This is a genomic window from Latilactobacillus fragifolii (assembly GCF_905332535.1).
GTDB lineage: Bacteria > Bacillota > Bacilli > Lactobacillales > Lactobacillaceae > Latilactobacillus > Latilactobacillus fragifolii.
This window is the reverse complement of the sequence record NZ_CAJOCF010000001.1, coordinates 420527-443978: the sequence shown is the minus strand read 5'-3', so window position 1 is coordinate 443978 and position 23452 is coordinate 420527. Positions and strand designations below refer to the sequence as shown.

At 42.2% G+C, this 23452-nt stretch carries 18 protein-coding genes; 16 read left to right on the top strand and 2 right to left on the bottom strand.

Annotated features, from left to right (window positions below; all coding sequences use genetic code 11):
* From topA to budA, 8 genes are all read left to right on the top strand, one after another.
* The gene (gene topA / locus J7Q78_RS02115) at positions 1–2085 is read left to right on the top strand and encodes a type I DNA topoisomerase (protein ID WP_208422328.1); all 2085 of its coding nucleotides are present in this window, start codon (positions 1–3) and stop codon (positions 2083–2085) included.
* Positions 2086–2107: 22 nt separating this feature from the next.
* Entirely contained in the window at positions 2108–3415 is a 1308-nt protein-coding gene (gene trmFO / locus J7Q78_RS02110) for an FADH(2)-oxidizing methylenetetrahydrofolate--tRNA-(uracil(54)-C(5))-methyltransferase TrmFO (protein WP_154242038.1), read from the top strand.
* 66 nt (positions 3416–3481) lie between these two features.
* Positions 3482–4387: a tyrosine recombinase XerC gene (gene xerC / locus J7Q78_RS02105; protein WP_154242037.1), complete on the top strand. Its 906-nt coding sequence runs from the start codon at positions 3482–3484 to the stop codon at positions 4385–4387.
* A gap of 229 nt (positions 4388–4616) precedes the next feature.
* Positions 4617–5162 carry an ATP-dependent protease subunit HslV gene (gene hslV, locus J7Q78_RS02100; RefSeq protein ID WP_154242036.1) on the top strand — a complete coding sequence of 182 codons (546 nt, stop codon included), beginning with the start codon at positions 4617–4619 and terminating at the stop codon, positions 5160–5162.
* 11 nt (positions 5163–5173) lie between these two features.
* Entirely contained in the window at positions 5174–6592 is a 1419-nt protein-coding gene (hslU, locus tag J7Q78_RS02095) for an ATP-dependent protease ATPase subunit HslU (protein ID WP_208422327.1), read from the top strand.
* 23 nt (positions 6593–6615) lie between these two features.
* Positions 6616–7494, top strand: coding sequence for an aldose 1-epimerase family protein (locus tag J7Q78_RS02090; RefSeq protein ID WP_208422326.1), 879 nt, complete (start codon positions 6616–6618; stop codon positions 7492–7494).
* Between the two features lie 169 nt (positions 7495–7663).
* Positions 7664–9346: an acetolactate synthase AlsS gene (alsS, locus tag J7Q78_RS02085; protein WP_208422325.1), complete on the top strand. Its 1683-nt coding sequence runs from the start codon at positions 7664–7666 to the stop codon at positions 9344–9346.
* Positions 9347–9363: 17 nt separating this feature from the next.
* Complete coding sequence (gene budA / locus J7Q78_RS02080) at positions 9364–10083, top strand: acetolactate decarboxylase (RefSeq protein WP_154242032.1); 720 nt, start codon at positions 9364–9366, stop codon at positions 10081–10083.
* Positions 10084–10128: 45 nt separating this feature from the next.
* Here budA and thiD read toward each other — a convergent pair whose 3' ends face one another.
* Complete coding sequence (gene thiD, locus J7Q78_RS02075; protein WP_208422324.1) at positions 10129–10923, bottom strand: bifunctional hydroxymethylpyrimidine kinase/phosphomethylpyrimidine kinase; 795 nt, start codon at positions 10921–10923, stop codon at positions 10129–10131.
* A gap of 156 nt (positions 10924–11079) precedes the next feature.
* Here thiD and J7Q78_RS02070 point away from each other — a divergent pair, with 156 nt between their 5' ends.
* Positions 11080–11739, top strand: coding sequence for an ABC transporter ATP-binding protein (locus J7Q78_RS02070; RefSeq protein WP_208422323.1), 660 nt, complete (start codon positions 11080–11082; stop codon positions 11737–11739).
* A complete protein-coding gene (locus J7Q78_RS02065; RefSeq protein ID WP_208422322.1) occupies positions 11723–12484 on the top strand; it encodes an ABC transporter permease in 762 nt (253 codons plus the stop codon). Before J7Q78_RS02070 ends, J7Q78_RS02065 begins: the two co-directional genes overlap by 17 nt.
* 39 nt (positions 12485–12523) lie before the next feature.
* On the opposite strand, the gene plsY is transcribed toward J7Q78_RS02065, so the two are convergent.
* Positions 12524–13141 (bottom strand): glycerol-3-phosphate 1-O-acyltransferase PlsY, encoded by a 618-nt coding sequence (gene plsY / locus J7Q78_RS02060; RefSeq protein ID WP_154242028.1) that lies wholly within the window; start codon positions 13139–13141, stop codon positions 12524–12526.
* A 200-nt stretch (positions 13142–13341) separates the two neighbouring features.
* Here plsY and parE point away from each other — a divergent pair, with 200 nt between their 5' ends.
* The 6 genes from parE (at position 13342) to J7Q78_RS02030 (ending at position 23355) form a co-directional block, all read left to right on the top strand.
* Positions 13342–15354, top strand: a complete 2013-nt coding sequence (gene parE, locus J7Q78_RS02055; RefSeq protein WP_208422321.1) for a DNA topoisomerase IV subunit B — start codon at positions 13342–13344, stop codon at positions 15352–15354.
* Between the two features lie 18 nt (positions 15355–15372).
* Complete coding sequence (parC, locus tag J7Q78_RS02050) at positions 15373–17835, top strand: DNA topoisomerase IV subunit A (RefSeq protein WP_208422320.1); 2463 nt, start codon at positions 15373–15375, stop codon at positions 17833–17835.
* Between the two features lie 280 nt (positions 17836–18115).
* Positions 18116–20377, top strand: a complete 2262-nt coding sequence (gene pflB / locus J7Q78_RS02045; RefSeq protein WP_208422319.1) for a formate C-acetyltransferase — start codon at positions 18116–18118, stop codon at positions 20375–20377.
* A gap of 110 nt (positions 20378–20487) precedes the next feature.
* A complete protein-coding gene (gene pflA, locus J7Q78_RS02040) occupies positions 20488–21291 on the top strand; it encodes a pyruvate formate-lyase-activating protein (protein WP_407929550.1) in 804 nt (267 codons plus the stop codon).
* Between the two features lie 121 nt (positions 21292–21412).
* Positions 21413–22378 carry a LysR family transcriptional regulator gene (locus tag J7Q78_RS02035; protein WP_208422318.1) on the top strand — a complete coding sequence of 322 codons (966 nt, stop codon included), beginning with the start codon at positions 21413–21415 and terminating at the stop codon, positions 22376–22378.
* A 53-nt stretch (positions 22379–22431) separates the two neighbouring features.
* A complete protein-coding gene (locus J7Q78_RS02030) occupies positions 22432–23355 on the top strand; it encodes a manganese-dependent inorganic pyrophosphatase (protein ID WP_154242022.1) in 924 nt (307 codons plus the stop codon).
* The last annotated feature ends 97 nt before the right edge of the window (positions 23356–23452 follow it).

The following is a 23452-nucleotide window of genomic DNA, read 5'->3' as shown; positions in this document are numbered from 1 at the left end:
ATGGCAGGCAAAAATTTAGTCATTGTAGAATCACCTGCAAAGGCCAAAACAATTGAAAAGTACCTTGGGCGTAACTATAAAGTTGTCGCTAGCAAGGGTCACATCCGCGATTTACCAAAGAGTCAAATGGGAATCGATTTTGAAAATAATTATGAACCTAAATATATCTCGATTCGCGGTAAAGGCGAAACGATTAAAGAATTAAAAAAGCAAGCTAAAAAAGTTGATCATATCTACCTGGCAGCCGATCCGGACCGTGAAGGGGAAGCCATCGCATGGCACGTTTCCCATATTTTAAAACTTGATCCAACTGAAAAAAACCGGGTTGTCTTTAACGAAATTACCAAAGACACCGTTAAAAATGCTTTTAAAAAGCCACGCAGTATCGATATGAAACTCGTTGATGCGCAACAAGCGCGCCGCGTGCTCGATCGAATCGTTGGATATTCAATCAGTCCATTACTCTGGCAAAAAGTTAAAAAAGGCTTGAGTGCTGGTCGGGTTCAATCCGTGGCCTTAAAACTTGTGATTGATCGTGAAAATGAGATCAAAGCGTTTGTTCCAGAAGAATACTGGTCATTAGACGCTGAATTCAAAAAAAGCCGAAGTAAGTTTAACGCCAGTTTCTACGGTGTGAAGGGTAAGAAATTACCATTGGGCGACAATGATGCCGTTCAAGCGATTTTGAAGCAAATCGATAAGACCACTGATTTTACAATTGAAGATGTTAAGAAACGGGAACGCAAACGTTTTGCGGCCGCACCATTTACAACGAGTTCCTTGCAACAAGAAGCTAACCGGAAACTGAATTTCAGAACTCGGAAAACAATGATGCAGGCGCAACAATTATATGAAGGCATTAATCTCGGTGGCAAAGAAGGCACGGTTGGCCTAATTACTTATATGCGTACCGATTCAACACGGATTTCAACGGGGGCTAAGCACGAAGCCGCACAGTTTATTCATGATAACTACGGCGAAGAATATGCAGCATTAAAGGTCCATCAGACAAAGAATCCAGAAGGGGCACAAGATGCGCATGAAGCGATCCGCCCAACGTCAGTGATGCGGACACCTAAGAGCTTAAAAGACGTCTTAACCAATGATCAATATAAGATTTATAACTTAATTTGGTCACGGTTTGTCGCAAGCCAGATGACACCAGCAATATTTGATACAGTTGCTGTCAAGATTGCCCAAGGCGATGTTTTATTCAAAGCAAACGGCTCACAAATGAAGTTTCCCGGTTTTACGAAACTTTATGTATCATCACGGGATACTGAAGATTCAGCTAAGGATAATGTCTTACCAGAACTGGCAGTCGGGGACGCTGTGAAACTCGTTAAGACTGATCCGGCTCAACATTTTACACAGCCACCAGCCCGCTATTCTGAAGCTAATTTAGTTAAGGCTTTGGAAGAAAACGGTGTGGGCCGGCCATCAACCTATTCACCAACAATTGAAACTATTCAACGTCGTTATTATGTGAAATTGAATGCGAAACGTTTTGAACCAACCGAATTAGGTGAAATCGTCAACGGCTTAATTGTTGAGTTTTTCCCAGATATTGTGAATATCGATTTTACAGCTGATTTGGAGCATCGCTTGGATGAAGTTGAAACTGGTCAAGAAGACTGGGTTAAAGTGATTGATAACTTCTTCAAACCATTTGAAAAAGAAGTTGAAAAAGCGAGTGAACAAATCGAGAAAGTCCAAATTAAAGATGAACCGGCTGGTTTCGACTGTGACATCTGCGGCGCGCCAATGGTTGTCAAAATGGGCCGATATGGTAAATTCTTCGCCTGCAGTCGCTTCCCAGATTGTCGTAATACCAAGGCAATTGTGAAGGAAATCGGCGTGACCTGTCCTAAATGTGGCAAAGGACAAGTCATCGAACGTAAATCGAAGAAAAACCGGCTCTTCTATGGCTGTGATCGTTACCCCGACTGTGACTTTGTGACTTGGGATAAACCAGTTGGTAGAAACTGTCCAAAGTGTGAACACTACCTTGTTGAAAAGAAAATTAAAGGCGGCAAGCAAGTGATTTGTCCAAACGGGGACTATGAAGAAACCGTTCAAAAATAATTAGAAAAGTGGCGACTAGTAAATGACAGAACCTTTTGTAAACGTGATTGGTGCCGGATTAGCCGGTTCAGAAGCAGCATGGCAAATTGCCCAACGCGGTGTGAATGTGCACCTCTATGAAATGCGTCCAGTCAAAATGACCCCAGCACACCATACAGAACAATTCGCAGAATTAGTTTGTACGAATTCCCTCCGTGCGAACCAAATTACCAATGCGGTTGGCTTAATTAAAGAAGAAATGCGTCACTTAGACTCGTTAATCATCAGCGCAGCTGATCAAAATGCCGTGCCGGCTGGTGGGGCATTAGCTGTTGATCGGACCCCTTTTTCTCAAACTGTGACAAAGCGATTAGCAAATCATGATCGGGTTACAGTTCATCATGAAGAATTAACGGATTTTCCAGAAGGCCCAACGATTGTCGCAACTGGTCCATTGACATCAGAAGGCTTAGCTGAAAAAATTAGTGCCTTAAACGGCAGTAATGGTTTGTACTTCTATGATGCTGCAGCGCCAATTTTGGATAAGAATAGTATTGATTTTGATAAAGTCTATCTCAAATCGCGCTATGATAAAGGGGAAGCCGCTTATTTAAACTGCCCAATGACTGAAGAAGAATTCGAAACCTTCTACAAGGCATTAATCAGTGCTGATGTTGCCGAAATGCACGATTTTGAAGAAGAAAAATTCTTCGATGGCTGTATGCCAATCGAAGTGATGGCCAAGCGAGGTATTAAGACAATGTTATTTGGGCCTTTGAAACCCGTTGGTTTAGAAGACCCTAACACGGGTAAGCAACCATATGCGGTTGTGCAGTTACGTCAAGATAATGCAGCGGCTAGTTTGTATAACATCGTTGGTTTCCAAACCCATTTGAAGTGGGGGGAACAAAAACGTGTTTTCCGGCTGATTCCTGGTTTAGAAAACGCTGAATTTGTGCGCTATGGTGTTATGCATCGTAATACGTTTATGAAATCACCAGACGTGTTATTACCAACGTATCAATCAAAACAACGGCATGATTTATTCTTTGCTGGTCAAATGACTGGGGTGGAAGGCTACGTTGAAAGTGCCGCTTCTGGGCTAGTGGCTGGGATTAACGCCGCTAAACTTGCGTTGGATCAAGCACCAGTTATTTTTCCAACGGATACGGCAATAGGCTCAATGGCACACTATATCACGCATACCAGTGCCAAACATTTTCAACCAATGAATGCTAACTTTGGGATTTTTGAACCTTTAAAGCAACGGATTCGCGATAAAAAGGAACGGAACCAAGCGCTTGCTGAGCGCGCACTTGAAAGTATCGACCAATTTAAAGGGACACTTTAATGCGAATCTTTTAAATCCCGCCAGGCTTGTGGTAAAGTAATATTAATCAAGCTTGGAGGGATTTTTTTGGCGTTAGAACAAGAATGGCTTAACCTTTTTTTACAGTATTTAGTGGTCGATCGACATTACTCGTCTGAAACCCAAAAAGCTTATCAAGCTGATATTCAAATGTTTAGCGCTTTTTTAACTGCTAACGGAGGGTTATCGTCGTTCAAACAGGTCACCGCCTTGGATGTGCAGACTTACCTGAATGAACTGGATGAAAAAAAATATAGTCGGCAAACCGTTGCCCGACGAATTTCGAGTTTGCGGTCGTTTTATCGGTATTTAGTAAAAAATGAATTTGTTCAAACTGATCCCTTTGAAGCCGTCCAACTTAAAAAGCAACAGCATAAGTTACCTCGTTTTTTCTATGAAAAGGAAATGGATGCGCTATTTGCTGCCATTGAGGGAGAGCAACCGCTTGATCAACGAAATCGTGCTATTTTAGAACTACTGTATGCAACAGGGATGCGGGTGAGTGAGTGCGCACAGTTGACGGTAGCACAAATTGATTTCGGTTTACGTGTCATTCTTGTGCATGGTAAAGGGAACAAAGACCGCTATGTGCCATTTGGACACCATGCCCAACGCGCCTTACAAGCTTATTTGAAAGCAGGTCGTGTTCAATTGATGGCCAAGCAACATTTGGACCATGATGTCGTCTTCGTTAACCATCGTGGTGCACCGATTACGAGTCGGGGAATTGAATACATTTTAGATCAGATTATTAAGAAGACGAGTTTAACAAGTGACATTCATCCACATATGATTCGGCATACGTTTGCAACCCATTTATTGGACCATGGTGCTGATTTACGAACGGTCCAAGAATTATTAGGCCACAGTAGCTTATCAACCACCCAGATTTATACCCATGTTACAACCGCCCATTTACAAAAAGATTACCGCCAATTCTTTCCCCGCGCTTAAAACTAGGTCTAAAGTTTGATTTTTTTTTATGAAAAATAGACTAATATTAGCACACAGTCTTAAAGACTGCTAAAATAGAAGTGCATCATCAACGTTTAACTTCTGAGCACTTACAGCACTCGACGGATTGGTGATGAAATCGCTGATTCAACAAGTGCGGTAAGACGGAAGAAGTTGTTGATGAAAGTACGTTAAGCATCATCCAATCCCCAAATAAGGAGTAATTTAAATGACAACAATTTGTGCAGTAAAACATAATGGCAAAACAGCAATCGCTGGTGACGGTCAAGTCACAATGGGCGAAAAATTTGTTACGAAGGATTCTGCTAAGAAGGTCCGCCGGATTTATGGCAATAAGGTCGCCATCGGCTTTGCCGGTGGTGTTGCTGACGCCTTTACATTACAAGAATGGTTTGAACAAAAATTAGAAAAATATTCCGGTGACTTACAACATGCAGCCGTTGCTTTAGCGCAAGATTGGCGTAAAGACCCGACGCTTCAAAAGTTAGAAGCAATGCTAATTGCAGTCAATGCAACTGATATTTTATTAATTTCAGGGAATGGCGAAGTGATCACCCCTGATACCCTATCTGAATCAGGTGATCAAGTGATTGCCGTAGGTTCAGGTGGGAACTTCGCCCAAGCAGCAGCTACCGCATTATTACTCGAAGGAAAAGATGACTTATCCGTGGAAAAAATCGTTACAACCAGTGTTGATATTGCTGGTGGGATTGATGTTTACACTAACCACAACGTGATTGTCGAATCATTTTAGGAGGTCGCACAATGGACTTAATGAATAAAACACCCAAAACAATCGTCGCTGAACTTGACCAATTTGTTATCGGACAAGATCAAGCTAAAAAAGCCGTTGCGGTTGCATTATATAACCGTTATCGGCGGATGCAACTTAGTACCAAAATGCAACAAGAAATCACGCCTAAAAATCTGTTAATGATCGGACCAACGGGGGTCGGAAAAACAGAAATTGCCCGGCGATTAGCAAAAATTGTCGATGCCCCATTTATTAAAGTTGAAGCCACTAAATTTACTGAAGTTGGGTATGTGGGGCGAGACGTTGAGTCAATGGTCCGTGATTTAGCTGATGTGGCTGTCCACATGGAAGAAACCGAACAGTTTAAAAACGTCCGTGCTAAGGCCGCCCGTCAAGCAGACAAACGCTTGGTTAAATTATTAGTGCCCGGCATCAAAAAGGAACAACGTAAAAACAATAACAACGTGAATGATTTAATGAACATGTTTAATGCGCTTCAAAAAGGGGAAACGCCTGCTGGTTTCGGACAAGCTGAACCAGAAGAAGTGACGGATGACATTCGTAATGAACGGTTGTCTGTCAAAGAACAGCTGGATAAAGGTTTGTTGGATAATCGGGAAATCGAAATTCAAGTTGATGAACCGAAAAAAGCTGCCCCAATGAACGATATGATGGGGCAAATGGGAATTGATTTAAACGATACCTTGGGTTCAATTATGCCGAAGAAGAAAATTACGCGAACGGTAACGGTTAAGGAAGCTCGCGAAATCTTCATTCAAGAAGAATCCGCTAAATTAGTTAACCATGCCGATATTTATCATGATGCGCTCCAACGGGCTGAAAATACCGGAATTATTTTCATCGATGAAATTGATAAAATTGCGGCTGGTGGTAAAAAACAATCCGGTGAAGTCTCTCGTGAAGGGGTTCAACGCGATATTTTACCAATCGTTGAAGGTTCACAAGTGAATACGAAATACGGTGTTTTGAAAACCGACCATATCTTATTTATTGGTTCTGGTGCATTTGCTGAATCTAAACCAAGCGATTTAATCGCTGAATTACAGGGCCGTTTCCCAATTCGGGTCGAACTAGAGGATTTAACCGAAAAAGACTTTATTCGGATTTTGACAGAACCGAACAACGCGCTTGTTAAACAATATATGGCGTTGATTGGCGCCGATGGGGTGCATGTCACCTTCACGATGGAAGCGATTGAGCGCATTGCTGCGATTGCCTCCCAAGTCAACCACGACACTGATAATATTGGTGCGCGTCGGTTGGCAACGATCTTAGAGAAGCTATTAGAGGATATTCTCTTTGAAGGGCCCGACATGCAGATGGGTGATATTACCATCACAGAACAATACGTCAACGACAAAATCGGTGATATTGCAGCTGACAAAGATTTAACCCGCTTTATTCTATAATTCTTAAAAGGTGGTATTTTAGAATGATCCAAATTGCAAACGAATTTTTAACGGTGACCCTCAGTCCCCAAGGCGCCGAATTGCAAAGTATTAAGGGCGCCATTTCGGGGCTTGAATATTTATGGCAAGCTGACCCTGAAGTTTGGGGCCGCCATGCCCCCGTTTTATTCCCATTTGTCGGGCGCTCAAAAGATGACCAATATACGTATAATGGGCACACCTATCCAATGGGCCAACACGGTTTTGCCCGTGATCGTGAATTTAGCGTGGTAGAACAATCGGATCACGCCGTTACTTTCCTATTGCAAGCAGATGACGCAAGTCGAAAAATCTACCCATTTGAATTTGAATTACGCGTGCGCTATCGTGTCCATGATATGCACTTGACGGTCGATTATGATGTTCGCAATGTTGCACCAAGTGGGCCAATGTATTTCTCGATTGGCGGGCATCCCGGTTTCAAAGTACCATTAACCGATGATACGCAATTTGAAGATTACTTCTTAGACTACCGCCCCCAAAAATCACGGGTTAAAATCCCATTACAAGGCGCATTCATCAATTTGAATGAGCGAACATTGGCTCCTACCGATGTTGCAACGGATATCAATCACCACTTATTTAAAAATGACGCTTTAATTTATGAATTAAAGGGTCAAGCCAATGCATTCAGTATTCGTTCTGAAAAAACAGAACATTCAGTTACCCTGAAACTAACAGGGGCCCCATTCATCGGTGTCTGGTCGCCTTACCCAACCGAAGGAAACCTCGTGTGCCTTGAACCTTGGTGGGGGATTGCTGACACTGTCGATGCAAATGGCGACCTTGCAGCAAAATTTGGTGTCAATAAGTTGGCTGCAGGTGAAACGTTCAACGCAAGCTATGAAATTACTATTCGTTAATGAATGCTAAAAAAGCCGCACTTACCGAGAGGTGGAGTGTGGCTTTTTTAGCGCTTTGTTATACGATTAGTGGCGCTAGGTTAAGCGTTTCAAACGCACGTTGCTAGTTTTTCCAGTAGTTCCATGCTAAGATATAAGTTATAAAATCATAGGTTAGGTAGGGTAGGTCATGACTGAAGAAAAAAAGTATTACGGCGCGGATGCCATTGTTGATAGTTTAGTAAATCATGATGTTAAATATGTATTCGGGATTCCGGGGGCCAAGATTGACCGGATTTTTGAACGACTAGAACATCCTGTTAATCCCAAGACGCCCCAATTAATTTTAACGCGCCATGAACAAAACGCCGCCTTTATGGCCGCCGGGATTGGGCGAATTACCGGTAAACCAGGGGTTGTGATGGCGACTTCGGGACCTGGTGCCAGTAATTTAGCAACGGGGGTTGTGACAGCGACCGCTGAAGGTGATCCGGTCTTAGCCATTGCAGGGCAAGTCAAACGTGCTGATTTGTTACGGCTAACGCATCAAAGCATGCGTAATGCGGCGTTATTTGCCCCAATCACAAAATTCAGCGCTGAAGTTCAAGAACCCGAGAATTTATCAGAAGTGATTGCCAATGCTTATCAAGAAGCAGAGTCAGCTAAGCAAGGGGCAACGTTTGTCAGCATCCCCCAAGATGTAACCGACGCAGAAGTCCATTCTAAGGTCATTAAACCGTTGATGGCCCCTAAATTAGGCCCCGCCAGTCCAGTTGAAACGACGCTCTTGGCACAACGGATTAAAGAAGCAAAATTACCAGTTCTTTTAGTTGGTATGCGTGCTTCTTCACCAGAAGTGACGGCGGCGATTCGTAATTTAGTAGCGGAAACCCACATTCCGGTTGTCGAAACATTCCAAGCTGCGGGAGTGATTTCGCGTGCTTTAGAAACAGATTTTTATGGTCGCGTTGGTTTGTTCCGTAACCAACCAGGTGATCGGATTCTAAAACGTAGTGATCTCGTGATTGCAGTTGGCTATGATCCAATCGAATATGAACCCCGTAACTGGAACGCTGAAAGTGATGCACATATTATGGTGGTTGATGATATGCGCGCTGAAATCGATCATAATTTTCAGCCAGAAAAAGAATTGGTCGGCGATATTGCCCAGACCTTAGATTTCTTATTACCTTATATGAAAGGGTATCAACTAGCAAGCGATGTGCGTGATTATTTAGTTGCGTTACATGCTGAACTTAATCAACGCGATAATGCGCCTGAAATGACAACTGATAATCCCCTCAGCCATCCATTAAATATTATTTCAGAACTGCAAGCACGGGTAACCGATGAAATGACTGTCACTGTCGATGTTGGTAGCCATTATATCTGGATGGCGCGGCATTTTAGAAGTTATGAACCACGACACTTGCTCTTTAGTAATGGGATGCAGACTTTAGGTGTCGCATTGCCATGGGCGATTAGTGCTGCGCTAGTGCGTCCAAATACACAAATTGTGTCTGTTTCGGGTGACGGTGGGTTCTTATTTTCTGGACAAGACTTAGAAACAGCAGTCCGACTGAACTTAAATATCGTTCATATCATTTGGAATGATGGTTATTATGACATGGTGAAATTCCAAGAGGAAATGAAATATGGTGAATCAGCCGCTGTGAAGTTCGGCCCTGTTGATTTTGTACAATATGCTGAGAGCTTTGGGGCAACTGGGTTGCGGGTTGAAAAAGCCGCAGATCTTGGTAAAGTATTGGACCAAGCCTTTGCCATCGATGGTCCGGTCCTCGTTGATGTACCTGTTGATTACAAAGATAATCAATCATTAGGGCAAGCGTTATTACCTGATCAACTTGTTTAATTTGAGGAGGAAAATAAATGACAAATGATGGCAAACGTGTTTATCAACACGGGACTCTAGCATTATTGATACCAGGGCTGTTTACAGGGACGATGACCGTGGCTGAATTACTAAAACACGGTAATTTTGGCATTGGTACGGCGCACGGTTTAGCGGGGGAGCTCGTCTTACTAGATGGTCACGCCTATATTGTGAATGGTGCAGGGCAAGTAACTGAGCTCGCGGCTGATGCAACAGTGCCATTTGCGACAGTGCATTGGCAAGATCCATCGCTACCTACTCAGACAATCCAGCAGCTTTCAAAAGCTGCTTTAGAAACGCAAATTTTAGCGCAAGCAGCGTTAAAAAATTTGTTTTTTGCGGTTAAAATGACTGGCATCTTTAAAGTCATGCATACGCGCGCGGTACAAACCCAACATGAACCGTATCCGAATTTGACTACTGCGACTCGGGTGCAACCCGAGTTTGAACAAACCGATGTAACTGGGACGTTGATTGGATACTATGCACCAGCCCTTTATCAAGGGGCAGCTGTTGCAGGTTATCACGTGCACTTCTTAAACGATGCCCACGATTTTGGGGGGCATGTGCTAGACTATACTGTGGTTGATGCGCAAATGACGATCCAACCATTTGAAACATTTGAACAACACTTCCCAAGTAATAACCAAGCCTTTTTAAATAGTGACTTTGACTTGCAACAAGTCAATGCTGATATTGAAGAAGCGGAACACTAAACATTCAAAAAAGCCCACGGAAAAATCCGGGGGCTTTTTTGTCTTTTAAGCATGGTGGTTAATGGGGCCGTATTTGTGGCCGACTTCAATAGGGTTAGCAATCGCCCGGTGAACAAATTGCTTAGCGGTCTTAATGGCGCCTTCAATTGATTGCCCCTTTGCGAGTTCAGCACAGATGCATGCCGATAAGGAATCGCCAGTCCCATTAATATGGGTAGTTTCGATGTAGGGTTCCGATAACCAAAATTCTTGTCCATCAGCAAGGCGAACGTAGTCTGTAACGACTGATTGTCCGGATGCGTGATGGCCTTTGATCATGACGTTTTTGGCCCCCATTGCCAATAGCGCTTGCCCAGCAGCTTGGAAATCAGCGGGCGTGTTCAGTTTAATCCCCGTTAATTTTTGCGCTTCATAGAAATTAGGCGTTAAGACAGTTGCCAAGGGGACTAATTCTGTTTTTAAGGTGTTAAAAGCATCGTCTGCCAACAATGATGCCCCATGCTTGGTAATAATGACCGGATCTAACACCAAGGGGCCAAAATCATGTTTTTTCAACTGATTAGCGACGGTTAAAATGGTCGCACGATCGGTCAACATCCCTGTTTTACAAGCGCGGACCTGAAAGTCAGCTGCAATGGCTTCAAATTCGGCATCAATGAAGTCGGGGGCCAGCGCTTGACTGGCATGAATCCCATATGAATTTCCGGCAACACAAGCCGTTAGAATACTCATGCCATAAACATTACGCGCAAAAAAAGTATTTAAATCTGCTTGCGCCCCGGCACTACCATCAGAATCGGAACCAGCAATCGTCATGACTTGCAAAAAGCTATTTAACATATCACCATCTCTTTTCCAGCGCGGACGAAACGTCCATAATTTAATACATGCTGATATTAGTATAAGCTTTTAAGCGTCCTTTTGCCAATCAGTAGAAGAGGCTAATGAAGTGAATTTCGTGTATACTATGAATTAAATAATTGACAGGAGGGGCTTATGACGCAATTAAAAATCGAGCAGTTATCTTATCAGGTGGATCAACAAGTGATTTTAACCGATATTAATTTAACCGTTGAAACCGGCAGTTACTTAACGATTACAGGACCTTCTGGGAGTGGTAAGAGTACGTTATTACGGTTAATTGCGGATTTATTACCACCAACAAAAGGGACCATTGTATTGAATGACCGCCCAGTTACTCAATTTAGTCCAAACCAGTATCGCCAAAAAGTTTCGTATTGCTTTCAACAAGCAACGCTATTTGGTGAAACAGTTGGTGATAATTTACGTTTTCCATATGAGATCCGTCACATACCAGTCGATATGGTGGCGATTGAAAAAGCATTAGCGGCGGTTGGTTTGATCCACATGCCACTGACGAAAAAAATCACCACGTTATCGGGTGGCGAAAAGCAGCGCATTGCCTTGATTCGCAATGTTTTATTCCCACCAGAAATTTTATTACTTGACGAGATTACAACTGGCTTAGATGCTGCTAATAAGGCAATTGTATTAGCATATGTCCGGCATCTCAATGAAGATTGGGGCATCACAATGATTGCCGTTACCCATGATCCAGAAGAATTACAACAGAAAGGACGCCAAGTGCAAATTGTGGCTGGCGAATTGGTAAATCAAGATGAATTTAGCCGTTAATGGGCTTTCGCTAACGTTTGCTATGACATTAGTCTTGGTCGCATTAATTATTAGTTTTCACGAAAAAATTGGGCTTGAAAAAGATCTGATAATTAGTGTTTTACGAGCCATCGTTCAGTTATTTATTGTCGGTTATTTATTGAAATTCATCTTTCATATTAACGATGTTTGGTTGACGTTATTGATGATGTTGATTATTATTTTCAATGCTGCAACGAATGCTAAAAAGCGGGCGGGGAAACTGCGCAAAGGGTTTTTAATTTCATTTATCGCGATTTTAATAAGTACTGGAGTTACGTTGGGCTTACTAGTTTTGGCTGGGGCAATTAAGTTTATCCCATCACAAATCATTCCGATTACCGGGATGATTGCTTCCAACTCAATGGTCGCCATTGGCTTGAGTTATCGGAGCTTACGCGCCCAGTTTAAGGATGAGCGGCAACCGGTTTTAGAGCGACTCGCCTTGGGGGCTACGGCTAAACAAGCATCAATCGCCATTATTCGCGAAAGTATTCGCACCGGGATGGCACCCACGATTGATTCAGCTAAAACAATGGGCCTTGTGAGCTTGCCGGGGATGATGTCGGGCTTGATTTTTGCCGGAATTGATCCAGTCAAAGCGATTATGTACCAGATTTTAGTGACGTTTATGCTATTATCGGCAACCAGTCTCGGTTCAGTTATTGCGTGTTACTTAGCTTATCGGTCATTTTACAATGAACGCGAACAATTGCTTGAGCTTTAATTAATTGCACAAAAAAACGCCGCATTGGCGTTTTTTTAGTTATTGATGTTTTTGCTTGTAGCGATAGTATAAGCCAAACGGGACTAAGTTTTCAGTACCGGTTTTAATGCGGTGTAAATTTTCACGATGGCGATAGACCAAGAAAAGTAGGACCAAGGTTGCAATCGAACCGAGTAGCCAATCATGTGTGTAAAACGATAAAATCGCAATCATTAATGGTCCAAGGATGCTCGCCATGCTGACCATACTTGTAATCAGAATCACACTGATAAAGATTGTACTGGCAATTACGAAGAAAAGGGGGTTATATGCTAGTAGGATGCCCGCACTTGTTGCAACGGCCTTACCACCTGTAAAGTGTAAAAAGATCGAGTAGGCATGGCCGACGACCGCCGCTAAGCCAACGACTAGGACCAATGCATGATGGGGCACGTGAAAAATCATCGGAAGGCTAGCAGCAAGCGTGCCTTTTAAAATATCGAGAAATAACACGGCGGTGCCAGCAATTGGTCCGAGAACGCGATACGAATTGGTTGTGCCGATATTATGGCTCCCAGCATCCCGGGGATCCTTATGACAGAAAACGCGGCCAATAATAACGCCTGATGGGAATGAACCAATCAAGTACGCAAGAATAAAGATAAGACTAAGTTTCATGATAAAAACTCCTATTTGTGGCATTTGTTTCCCCTATTTTAGCATTTTGACAAGGGAAAAGGAATATTGTATGTTAGAATAGGTGAATGCGAACGTACATTTGCATTGATAGGAATTTTAAATTTTTGATTGTAAAATCACACAAACTTGTTGATAATATACCTTATCTGTTCATTTTTAAACAAAGGAGTCATACTTGAATGCCAAATCAAAAACAAGATTATAATGATAATTCGATTCAGGTCTTAGAAGGTCTAGAAGCAGTTCGAAAACGGCCTGGCATGTACATTGGCTCAACTGACGGTCGCGGTTTGCATCACTTAGTGTATGAAATTGTCGATAATGCTGTCGATGAAGCTTTGGCTGGTTTTGGTTCAGAAATCAACGTCGTCATTGGTGCGGATAACAGTATTAGTGTCCGGGATCATGGTCGTGGGATGCCTACTGGGATGCATCAATCCGGGATTCCAACGATTGAGGTCATCTTAACGGTCCTTCATGCTGGGGGGAAATTTACCCAGAATAGTTATAAAACATCCGGCGGTTTGCATGGGGTTGGCGCAAGTGTCGTAAATGCTTTATCAGAATGGTTAACTGTACGCGTTGTACGCGATGGGGTTGCCTACGAAGAACACTTTGAAAATGGCGGCCATCCAGTTGGGACCTTGAAAAAAGTTGGCAAAGTTAAAGAACCCAATGGCACGTTAATTACGTTTAAACCGGATGGGACCATTTTTCAAACCACTAATTACAATTACAATACTTTAGCAGAACGGTTACGTGAATCTGCCTTTTTACTTAAAGATGTCAAAATTACATTAACGGATTTACGGGCTGATCCACAACGCGAAGATGTTTTCCATTACCCAGAAGGAATTCAATCGTTTGTCGATTATTTGAACGAAGATAAGGACACGATTGGCAATAAGCTGTACTTCGAAGGGACTAAGGAAGAGATTGAGGTCGAATTTGCGGGCCAATATAACGATGGCTATTCTGAAAACATCATGTCATTTGTTAATAATGTCCGGACTGGTGATGGCGGCACCCATGAAGCTGGGATGAAAGCCGGTTTAACCAAAGCCTTTAATGACTATGCCCGTAAGGTTAACTTGCTCAAAGAACGTGATAAGAATATGGAAGGTTCCGACGTCCGCGAAGGGCTCAGTGCTGTTTTGTCCGTCCGCATTCCAGAAGAACTGTTACAATTCGAAGGACAAACCAAGGGCAAATTGGGGTCCCCCCAAGCACGGACAGCGGTCGACAGTTTGGTTTACGAACAAATGAGTTTCTTTTTACTTGAAAACGGGGAGTTCGCCCAAGCGTTAGTTCGGAAGTCACTAAAAGCCAGAGAAGCCAGAGAAGCTGCCCGTAAAGCGCGTGAACAAAGTAGAAACGGGAAGAAAAAGAAAAAATCCGATGGTTTATTATCCGGTAAGTTAACACCAGCTCAATCAAAAAATGCAGCCAAGAATGAATTATACTTGGTCGAAGGGGACTCTGCTGGGGGCTCTGCTAAACAAGGCCGCGATCGCAAGTTCCAAGCGATTCTGCCATTGCGAGGGAAAGTTTTAAATACGCAAAAAGCTAAATTACAAGAGATTTTAAAAAATGAAGAAATCAACACGATGATTTATACGATTGGCGCTGGTGTCGGGGCTGAATTCAAACTCGAAGACAGTAATTACGATAAGATAATTATCATGACCGATGCGGATACTGATGGGGCTCACATCCAAATCCTACTGTTAACCTTCTTCTATCGCTATATGCGGCCGTTAATTGAAGCGGGGAAAGTCTACATTGCCCTACCACCGTTATACAAATTACAAAAAGGGGCTGGTGCAAAGACTAAAATTGCCTACGCGTGGACTGACGATGAATTAAAAGCCGTCGCTAAAGAAATGGGTAAAGGCTATAGCCAACAACGTTTCAAAGGGCTAGGTGAAATGAATGCCGATCAACTTTGGGATACCACGATGGATCCAACAAGTCGGACGTTAATTCGGGTCCGGATTGACGATGCTGCCTTGGCTGAGCGCCGAGTAACCACCTTAATGGGCGATAAAGTTGAGCCACGGCGGAAATGGATTGAAGAAAACGTTAAGTTTACAATGGCTGAAGATGGCAGCATTTTAGAAACAACAAATGGTCAACCAGCATCGACAACTTCAAGCGCTGAAGTGGATTTATTTGACCAATTAGACGAATAGAAAAGTGAGTGATTAAATTTGGCTGATGAAGCACAAAAAATTCAAGAACTAACGCTTGAAGAAGTCATGGGCGACCGCTTTGGCCGCTATTCAAAATACATCATTCAAGAGCGGGCGTTACCAGATATTCGCGATGGATTAAAACCCGTCCAACGACGAATTTTATACGCCATGTCCATCGATGGGAATACTTATGATAAAGGCTTTCGGAAGTCAGCGAAGTCTGTCGGGAATGTCATGGGGAATTTCCATCCACATGGGGACAGTTCGATTTATGAAGCGATGGTTCGATTAAGTCAGGATTGGAAATTACGGGAACCGTTAATTGAAATGCATGGGAATAACGGTTCAATGGATGGCGATCCGCCAGCAGCAATGCGGTATACCGAAGCGCGGTTAAGCAAGATTGCCGGTGAAATGCTCAAGGATATCGATAAAAAGACCGTTGATTTTGTTTTGAATTTCGATGATACTGCTGAAGAGCCAACCGTTTTACCAGCTCGTTTTCCCAATCTCCTAGTAAATGGTGCGACTGGGATATCAGCGGGGTATGCGACTGAAATTCCGCCCCATAACTTAGGTGAAGTGACCGATGGTTTGGTCTATCTATTAGATCATCCCGACGCAACCTTGGAAAAGATAATGACTTTCATCAAAGGGCCTGATTTTCCAACTGGTGGGATCTTACAAGGGATTGACGGCATTAAAAAGGCTTACGAAACTGGTCGCGGGCGGGTTGTTTTGCGAGCAAAAACTAGCATTCAACAATTACGCGGGAATCGTGAACAAATTGTTATCAGTGAAATCCCTTATGAAGTCAACAAGGCCATGATGGTCAAGAAAATTGATGAGTTACGGGTGCTAAAGAAGGTCGATGGTATTGCCGAAGTGCGCGATGAAAGTGATCGGATGGGCCTATCAGTTGTCGTTGAATTGAAAAAGCAAGCCGATAGTCAGGGCATCTTGAATTATCTTTTCAAAAATACTGACTTACAAATTACGTATAACTTCAACATGGTCGCTATTTCACATATGCAACCTAAACAGGTCGGCTTATTAGAAATTCTCCATGCTTACTTGGAACATCAAGAAGAAGTCGTTATTCGCCGGACGAAATATACTTTGCAAAAAGCATTAGATCGCCAACACATTGTTGCTGGTTTGATTAAAGCACTTTCAATTTTAGATCAAGTAATTGCGACGATTCGTGGTAGCAAGAATAAAAAAGATGCTAAAGAGAATTTAGTGGCAAGCTACGCCTTTACAGAAGCGCAAGCTGAAGCGATTGTTTCACTGCAATTGTATCGGTTAACGAATACCGATGTGACTGCTTTGGAACAAGAATCAGCTGAACTTGATGCTGCAATTAAGGAATACCGGATGATTCTGGGTGATCCTCAAGCACTCGCACGGGTCATTAAGGCACAGTTAAAAGCAATGGTCAAAACTTATCGGAGTGAGCGAAAAACAGCAATTGAAGCGCAAATCGAAACACTTGAAATTGATACGAGTGTCACGGTTGTTGATGAAACTGTCATGGTCGCCGTTAGCCATGACGGTTACTTGAAACGTAGCAGTCTGCGCTCATACCAAGCATCAGAAGGGACTGGTAGTGGTCTGAAAGACGGCGACTTCACCATCTTACAAAAGCCGCTCCAAACCTTAGATCAACTAATGATGTTTACCAATTATGGACATTTAATTCAGCGTCCAGTTCATGAAATCGCTGATTTAAAATGGAAGGAAATGGGCGAACATATCTCGCAATCAATCGGATTGGCGGCTGATGAAGTGATTATTGCAGCATTTGCCTTCAAACCCAATGAACAAGCTGGTTACTTTGTAATTGGGACTGATGATGGTTATATTAAGCAAACTGCTTTCACAGACCTCTTGCCAAGTCGAACATACCGTTCGAAAGCGCAAGACTTTATTAAGTTACATTCGGATGCACATGTGACAGACGTGAACTGGGTACCAAGTGATGAAGGCTTAGCCGTCTTTAGTGCTAGTTACAAAGGTTACGGATTAAGTTTTGCTTTATCTGAAGTCTCTGTATCAGGCGCTAAGGCGAGTGGGGTCAAATTAATGGATCTCAAAGAGGGCGATGTTGTCACCGACTTTACGTTGTATCATCCGGAAGATAAACATGCAGCCATTGCCATTGTTACACAACGAGGAGCTTTTAAACGGATGCTCTTAAGTGAAGTTGGGTTAACAAGTCGTGCGCGTCGTGGGGTTTTAATTCTTCGTGAATTGAAAAAAGAACCGCATCGGGTAGCAGCAATGGTTAAGGTTGAGCAGGCAAGCGAGTTATTGATTCATACTGATCAACAACAAGTAATCACAATTAATCCTTATCAACATGCAACTGGCGATCGTTATTCGAACGGCAGTTTTGTGATGGACGTTGATGAAGTTGGGCAACCTCAATTTATCCAAACGACCATTCCAGTTAACAATGAAGACAAGTCAAAATAATAAAAAAGCAAGTCATTGATGAGATGGCTTGCTTTTTCTGTTATACATAAGATGTGGATTAATGGCGTTTGTACTATAACAGCAAGATAAATTTTGCACAATTTAAATAACGGAATTAAAAAATGGTTTAAGTAGCTAAATGGCTATAGAACAATCTTTTGGAAAAGTTTAAGGGTTTGCAAATAATCAAAAAGAAAGGGCTTGCATAAACTATGTGATGTGTTATACTAAATTTGTGAAAACTGTGATAAACAACACTTGACTAATGGAGGTAATCCACATGGTAAAAACCGAGCAAATTAATCTAGCCGACTACTGGGATGGTTTTAATAAAGGGGACTGGCAAGATGAAATTGATATTCGCGATTTCATCCAACAAAACTTTACGGCCTATGATGGTGATGAAAGCTTCTTAGCGGGACCAACCGAAGCAACAACTACGTTAAATGATCAACTGATGGAATTGAAGAAAAAAGAACGTGAAGCAGGTGGCGTTTTAGCCGCTGACAATGATAATCCAGCAACGATTACCTCACACGGTCCTGGTTATTTGAACAAGGAGCTTGAAAAGATTGTTGGATTACAAACGGATGCCCCATTGAAACGCGCATTCATGCCTTTTGGTGGCATTCGGATGGCCGAAGATGCCTTACAAGCATATGGTTTTAAGACTGATCCTGAACAACACAAGATTTTTAATGAATATCGCAAAACACATAACCAAGGTGTTTTCGATGCCTATACACCAGAAATGCGTAAAGCACGGCATTACAAGATTATTACGGGTCTTCCTGATGCCTATGCACGAGGGCGGATTATTCCTGACTTACCACGGATTGCAGTCTATGGGATTGATCGGTTAGCAGAAGAAAAAGTTCGTGACTTTAACGGTGTTGGCGATGGTGAAATGACCGATGATGTGATTCGCCTTCGTGAAGAAATCAATGAACAATATCGTGCTTTACAAGACATGAAGAAAATGGCTGCTAGCTATGGTTTTGACATTTCAAGACCTGCTAAGAATGCGCAAGAAGCAATCCAATGGATTTATTTTGGCTACTTAGCCGCTATCAAGACCCAAAACGGAGCAGCGATGTCAGTTGGTCGGATTGATACAACGATGGATATCTTTATCCAACGTGATTTAGAACGGGGCTTGATTACCGAAGCTGAAGCTCAAGAATTGGTTGATCATTTTGTCATGAAATTACGGATGGTGCGTTTCATTCGGACCGAAGATTATAATGCATTATTCTCAGGAGATCCAATCTGGGCAACATTATCAATGTGTGGGATGGGGATGGATGGTCGTCACCACGTAACTAAGACAGCCTTCCGTATCTTGAAAACATTAGAAAACATGGGCGCTGCCCCAGAACCTAATATCACTTTACTCTGGTCAAATCGTTTACCAGAAGGGTTCAAACGCTATGCAACAGCGGTTTCAATAAAGAGTTCAACTATTCAATACGAAAACGATGATTTAATGCGTAATGAATGGGGGAGTGACTATTATGGAATTGCTTGTTGTGTATCGGCCCAGCCAATCGCAGATGGCGTTCAATATTTCGGTGCACGGGCTAACTTGGCGAAGACCATTCTTTACGCAATTAACGGCGGGATTGATGAATTAGGTAAAGCTCAAGTCGGCCCAGCTTACCAACCAATTACAAGTGAAATCATTGATTACAAAGAATTCATGGCTAAGTATGATAAGATGTTGGATTGGTTAGCAGACGTTTACGTAAATGCTTTAAACACTATCCATTACATGCATGATAAGTATTACTATGAATCAGCTCAATTAGCATTGAAGAATAGTCGCCTAGACCGGACCTTTGCAACAGGGATTTCCGGGTTATCACATGCGGTTGATTCAATCTCAGCAATTAAATACGGCCAAGTTAAAGTTATTCGTGATGAAGATGGCATGGCAGTTGATTTTGAAGCGCAGAATCCAGATTATCCACGTTATGGGAATAATGATGACCGTGCTGACGATATCGCCAAATGGTTAGTGAAGACCTTCTATACGAAGATGAATACTCATCATTTATACCGTGGTTCGAAATTATCAACATCGGTTTTAACAATCACATCAAATGTTGTTTATGGTAAGAATACTGGGACAACGCCAAATGGTCGTCAAGCTGGTGAACCATTCTCACCAGGTGCTAACCCAGCATACGGTGCTGAAAAGAACGGCGCTTTAGCATCGTTACTTTCAACCGCGAAGATTCCATACCGTTATGCAACTGACGGGATTTCAAACACGTTTGGTGTTACACCAAACACATTAGGACATGACGATGAAGCGCGTCAGGATGCTCTTGTCAATATGGTCGACGGTTACATGATTAATCAAGGGATGCATTTAAACATCAATGTCTTCAATAAGCAAACCTTAATGGACGCACAACAACATCCAGAAGAATACCCAACATTAACGGTTCGGGTTTCAGGCTATTGTGTCTATTTCGCTGATTTAACGAAGGAACAACAAGACGACGTTATTTCAAGAACGTTCTTTGATGAAATGTAATTTAACGAAAGTGGATAGTCATATCCGCTTTCTGGTAAGGTCGTTAACGTGGATTAACGACCTTACCAGAAAGGATAGTTTTTCTTTTAAGAGGTGAAAGTGAAGTGGCAATTAAATTTACAACACGGCGATCGACTGATCAGGGAGTTCTCGCGCCCCATGCAACACCAGAGGTGCCCATTGGATACGTTCATTCAATTGAAACATTTGGTTCAGTCGATGGCCCAGGAATCCGCTTTGTTGTCTTTCTACAAGGTTGCCGTATGCGCTGCGAGTTCTGTCATAATCCAGATACATGGAATATTGGTACTGGTGAAGCATATACCGCAGATGAGATAATCGCAAAGGCACTTCCATACAAGGCCTTCTGGGGTAAAGACGGTGGGATTACCTGTAGTGGTGGTGAATCCTTAATTCAAATAGATTTTTTAATTGATTTATTTAAAAAATGCAAAGCACAAGGGATTAATACCTGTTTGGATACCTGTGGGCAGCCATTTACGTATAAAGAACCTTTCTTTAGTCAATTTAAAGAATTGATGAAGTATACGGACCTTTCAATGGTCGATATTAAACATATTGATCCAGCGGGGCATAAGAAGCTGACCGGCTTTTCTAACGAGCATATTTTGGAAATGATTGAATATATGTCGAACCATGGTCATCATATGTGGATTCGGCATGTCTTAATTCCAGAACGGACGGATTACGATGAGTATCTCATGCGCTTAGGAGATTATATCCAAACCTTAAACAATGTTGACCGGGTTGAAGTGCTGCCATACCATACGATGGGAATCGTGAAATATGAAAAGATGGGGATTAAATATCCATTGGTGGGAATTGAACCACCGACACACGATCGGGTTATCAATGCCGAGCGTTTATTGCATACAGCCGACTATCCAAAGTAACAACGCTAACATAAGAAATTTTTAAGCTTTTAATAAGAATGAGCAACGAAAGGGGGTTGCTCTTTTTTTATATCTTTATTATTATAATGATAGGCGTAAACTAAAGAACGGAGATTTGAAAATGAAAACAAAACAAGAAAATATCTTCTCCTCTAAAACATTAACCTACTTTCTGCAGTTAGCAGAAACGATGAATTATACCCAAGCGGCACAACTACTCGGCATTACGCAACCCGCTTTAACCCAACAAATTAAAAAACTCGAACGGACAGTTGGAGCGCCTTTGTTCTATTCAGTAGGCAAGAAGTTACATATTTCGGATGCTGGTCGGACAATGCTTGATGTCACCCATCAGATTTATGATTTATTAAATACGGCAACAGATGAAATTCAAAGCGCTACGAGCGCTACGCGTGGTAAGATTAATATTGGGGTTTTGGCATCGATGGAAATCAGCGTTATCCAATCTTTCTTAATCCAATATTATAAGCAATTTCCTGACATCGAAGTCAGCATGCACTTGTTGACGCGAAAGGAAATCTGGGATCGGCTTGAAAACAACAAAATTGATATTGCCATCATGTATCTACCGGATGACAGCATTAAGAACTGGAAACCTTATAAGTCGCGTAAGATTGTAGATGAACGCCTACTTTTTATTAATCAAGACCCTGCTTTAAAGACCCGTAAGAAAATTCGTTTTAAAGACACATTAGATAATAAATGGGTGACCTACCCAGATGAATATTATTTAAATCAATTCATCAGTGAAGCTTATAAAAATCAATTAGTTGATCGCCCAGTAAGTGCGGCTCAATTTACGTCACCATTTGAAATCATGCGGTTTGCTGAAGCGACTGGCTTAAGTACTGCTTTACCAAAGAGTTTCTATGAAGCGCATAACTTAGGCCTTAACGGGAACGCAGTCCAATTTGATCCGGCCATTCAGTTCGAATTAGCCTTTGTCTTCCGTAAAGAAAAAGAAGATATTCCACGGATTGATAGCTTTTTCCGGGAATTTGACCATTATTTAGAAGAAAAAGACTATTTAACGCGGATTAGAGAGCAAAACCGTAGAATCATCTAATATTTTTGGTATAATTAGGATGTTATTTTTTTAAAAGGAAGGTCTGTATAAATATGAGTAAAGAATTAGTATTCGGTCACCAAAACCCAGATACAGACGCAATTGTTGCGGCAATGGCGTTTGCTTATCTTCAACAACAGCTAGGAAACGACGTAGAAGCCGTCGCGCTAGGTGAACCTAATGAAGAAACAAGCTATGCATTACGTCACTTTGCGGCAGCAACCCCGCGTATCATCAAAGAAGCAAGTAGTGAAGTTGACAGTGTGATGTTAGTTGATCATAACGAAAGCCAACAAAGTGTGGCTGATATCAAAGATTTGACGGTTACCCATGTTGTTGACCATCATCGGATTGCAAACTTCGAAACTGTAAACCCAGTATTTTACCGTGCGGAACCAGTTGGCTGTACCAGCACCATTTTATTGGCAATGTTTAACGAAAACAAAGTTGAAATCCCTGTTCAATTAGCTGGTTTAATGATGAGCGCTATCATTTCAGACACATTGTTGATGAAATCACCTACAACGACTGAAAAAGATCGGATTGCGATTAAGACATTGGCTGAAATTGCTGATATTGATTTCGAATCATATGGTCTAGAAATGCTAAAAGCTGGCACTAACTTGGATGATAAGAGCGAAGCCGAATTAATCGAAGCTGATGCTAAAACTTTTGACATGGCTGGTAAAAAAGTTCGTATTGATCAAGTCAATACGGTTGATATCGAAGCTGTTTTCAAACGCCAAGCGGCTTTTGAGGCTGCTATCGAAGCCGACAGTAAAGCTAACGGTTACGACCTGTTCGTACTGTTAATCACTGATATCTTAAACAGTAATTCAGAAGCACTAGTCATCGGTGAACCAGCAGAAGCTTTTGAAAAAGCTTTTAATGTCAAATTAAACAATCATCGTGCCCAATTAGCCGGTGTTGTTTCCCGTAAGAAACAAGTGGTGCCACAATTGACAGAAGCTTTTTAAGCACCATTAAAAATAAAGTCCGCCGGGGCTTTATTTTTTTTGCTAACAGCATGGTCGCCATCCTGACTGCTATTTTGCCTCAACGAGCGACAAAAAG

Bases quoted from the DNA above. Each gene is read 5' to 3' on its own strand.
- parE (WP_208422321.1), top strand. From the start codon at position 13,342: ATGCCAAATCAAAAACAAGATTATAATGATAATTCGATTCAGGTCTTA.
- trmFO (WP_154242038.1), top strand. From the start codon at position 2,108: ATGACAGAACCTTTTGTAAACGTGATTGGTGCCGGATTAGCCGGTTCA.
- alsS (WP_208422325.1), top strand. From the start codon at position 7,664: ATGACTGAAGAAAAAAAGTATTACGGCGCGGATGCCATTGTTGATAGT.
- J7Q78_RS02090 (WP_208422326.1), top strand. From the start codon at position 6,616: ATGATCCAAATTGCAAACGAATTTTTAACGGTGACCCTCAGTCCCCAA.
- hslU (WP_208422327.1), top strand. From the start codon at position 5,174: ATGGACTTAATGAATAAAACACCCAAAACAATCGTCGCTGAACTTGAC.
- J7Q78_RS02035 (WP_208422318.1), top strand. From the start codon at position 21,413: ATGAAAACAAAACAAGAAAATATCTTCTCCTCTAAAACATTAACCTAC.
- pflB (WP_208422319.1), top strand. From the start codon at position 18,116: ATGGTAAAAACCGAGCAAATTAATCTAGCCGACTACTGGGATGGTTTT.
- J7Q78_RS02065 (WP_208422322.1), top strand. From the start codon at position 11,723: ATGAATTTAGCCGTTAATGGGCTTTCGCTAACGTTTGCTATGACATTA.
- budA (WP_154242032.1), top strand. From the start codon at position 9,364: ATGACAAATGATGGCAAACGTGTTTATCAACACGGGACTCTAGCATTA.
- J7Q78_RS02070 (WP_208422323.1), top strand. From the start codon at position 11,080: ATGACGCAATTAAAAATCGAGCAGTTATCTTATCAGGTGGATCAACAA.
- thiD (WP_208422324.1), bottom strand. From the start codon at position 10,923: ATGTTAAATAGCTTTTTGCAAGTCATGACGATTGCTGGTTCCGATTCT.
- topA (WP_208422328.1), top strand. From the start codon at position 1: ATGGCAGGCAAAAATTTAGTCATTGTAGAATCACCTGCAAAGGCCAAA.
- J7Q78_RS02030 (WP_154242022.1), top strand. From the start codon at position 22,432: ATGAGTAAAGAATTAGTATTCGGTCACCAAAACCCAGATACAGACGCA.
- hslV (WP_154242036.1), top strand. From the start codon at position 4,617: ATGACAACAATTTGTGCAGTAAAACATAATGGCAAAACAGCAATCGCT.
- plsY (WP_154242028.1), bottom strand. From the start codon at position 13,141: ATGAAACTTAGTCTTATCTTTATTCTTGCGTACTTGATTGGTTCATTC.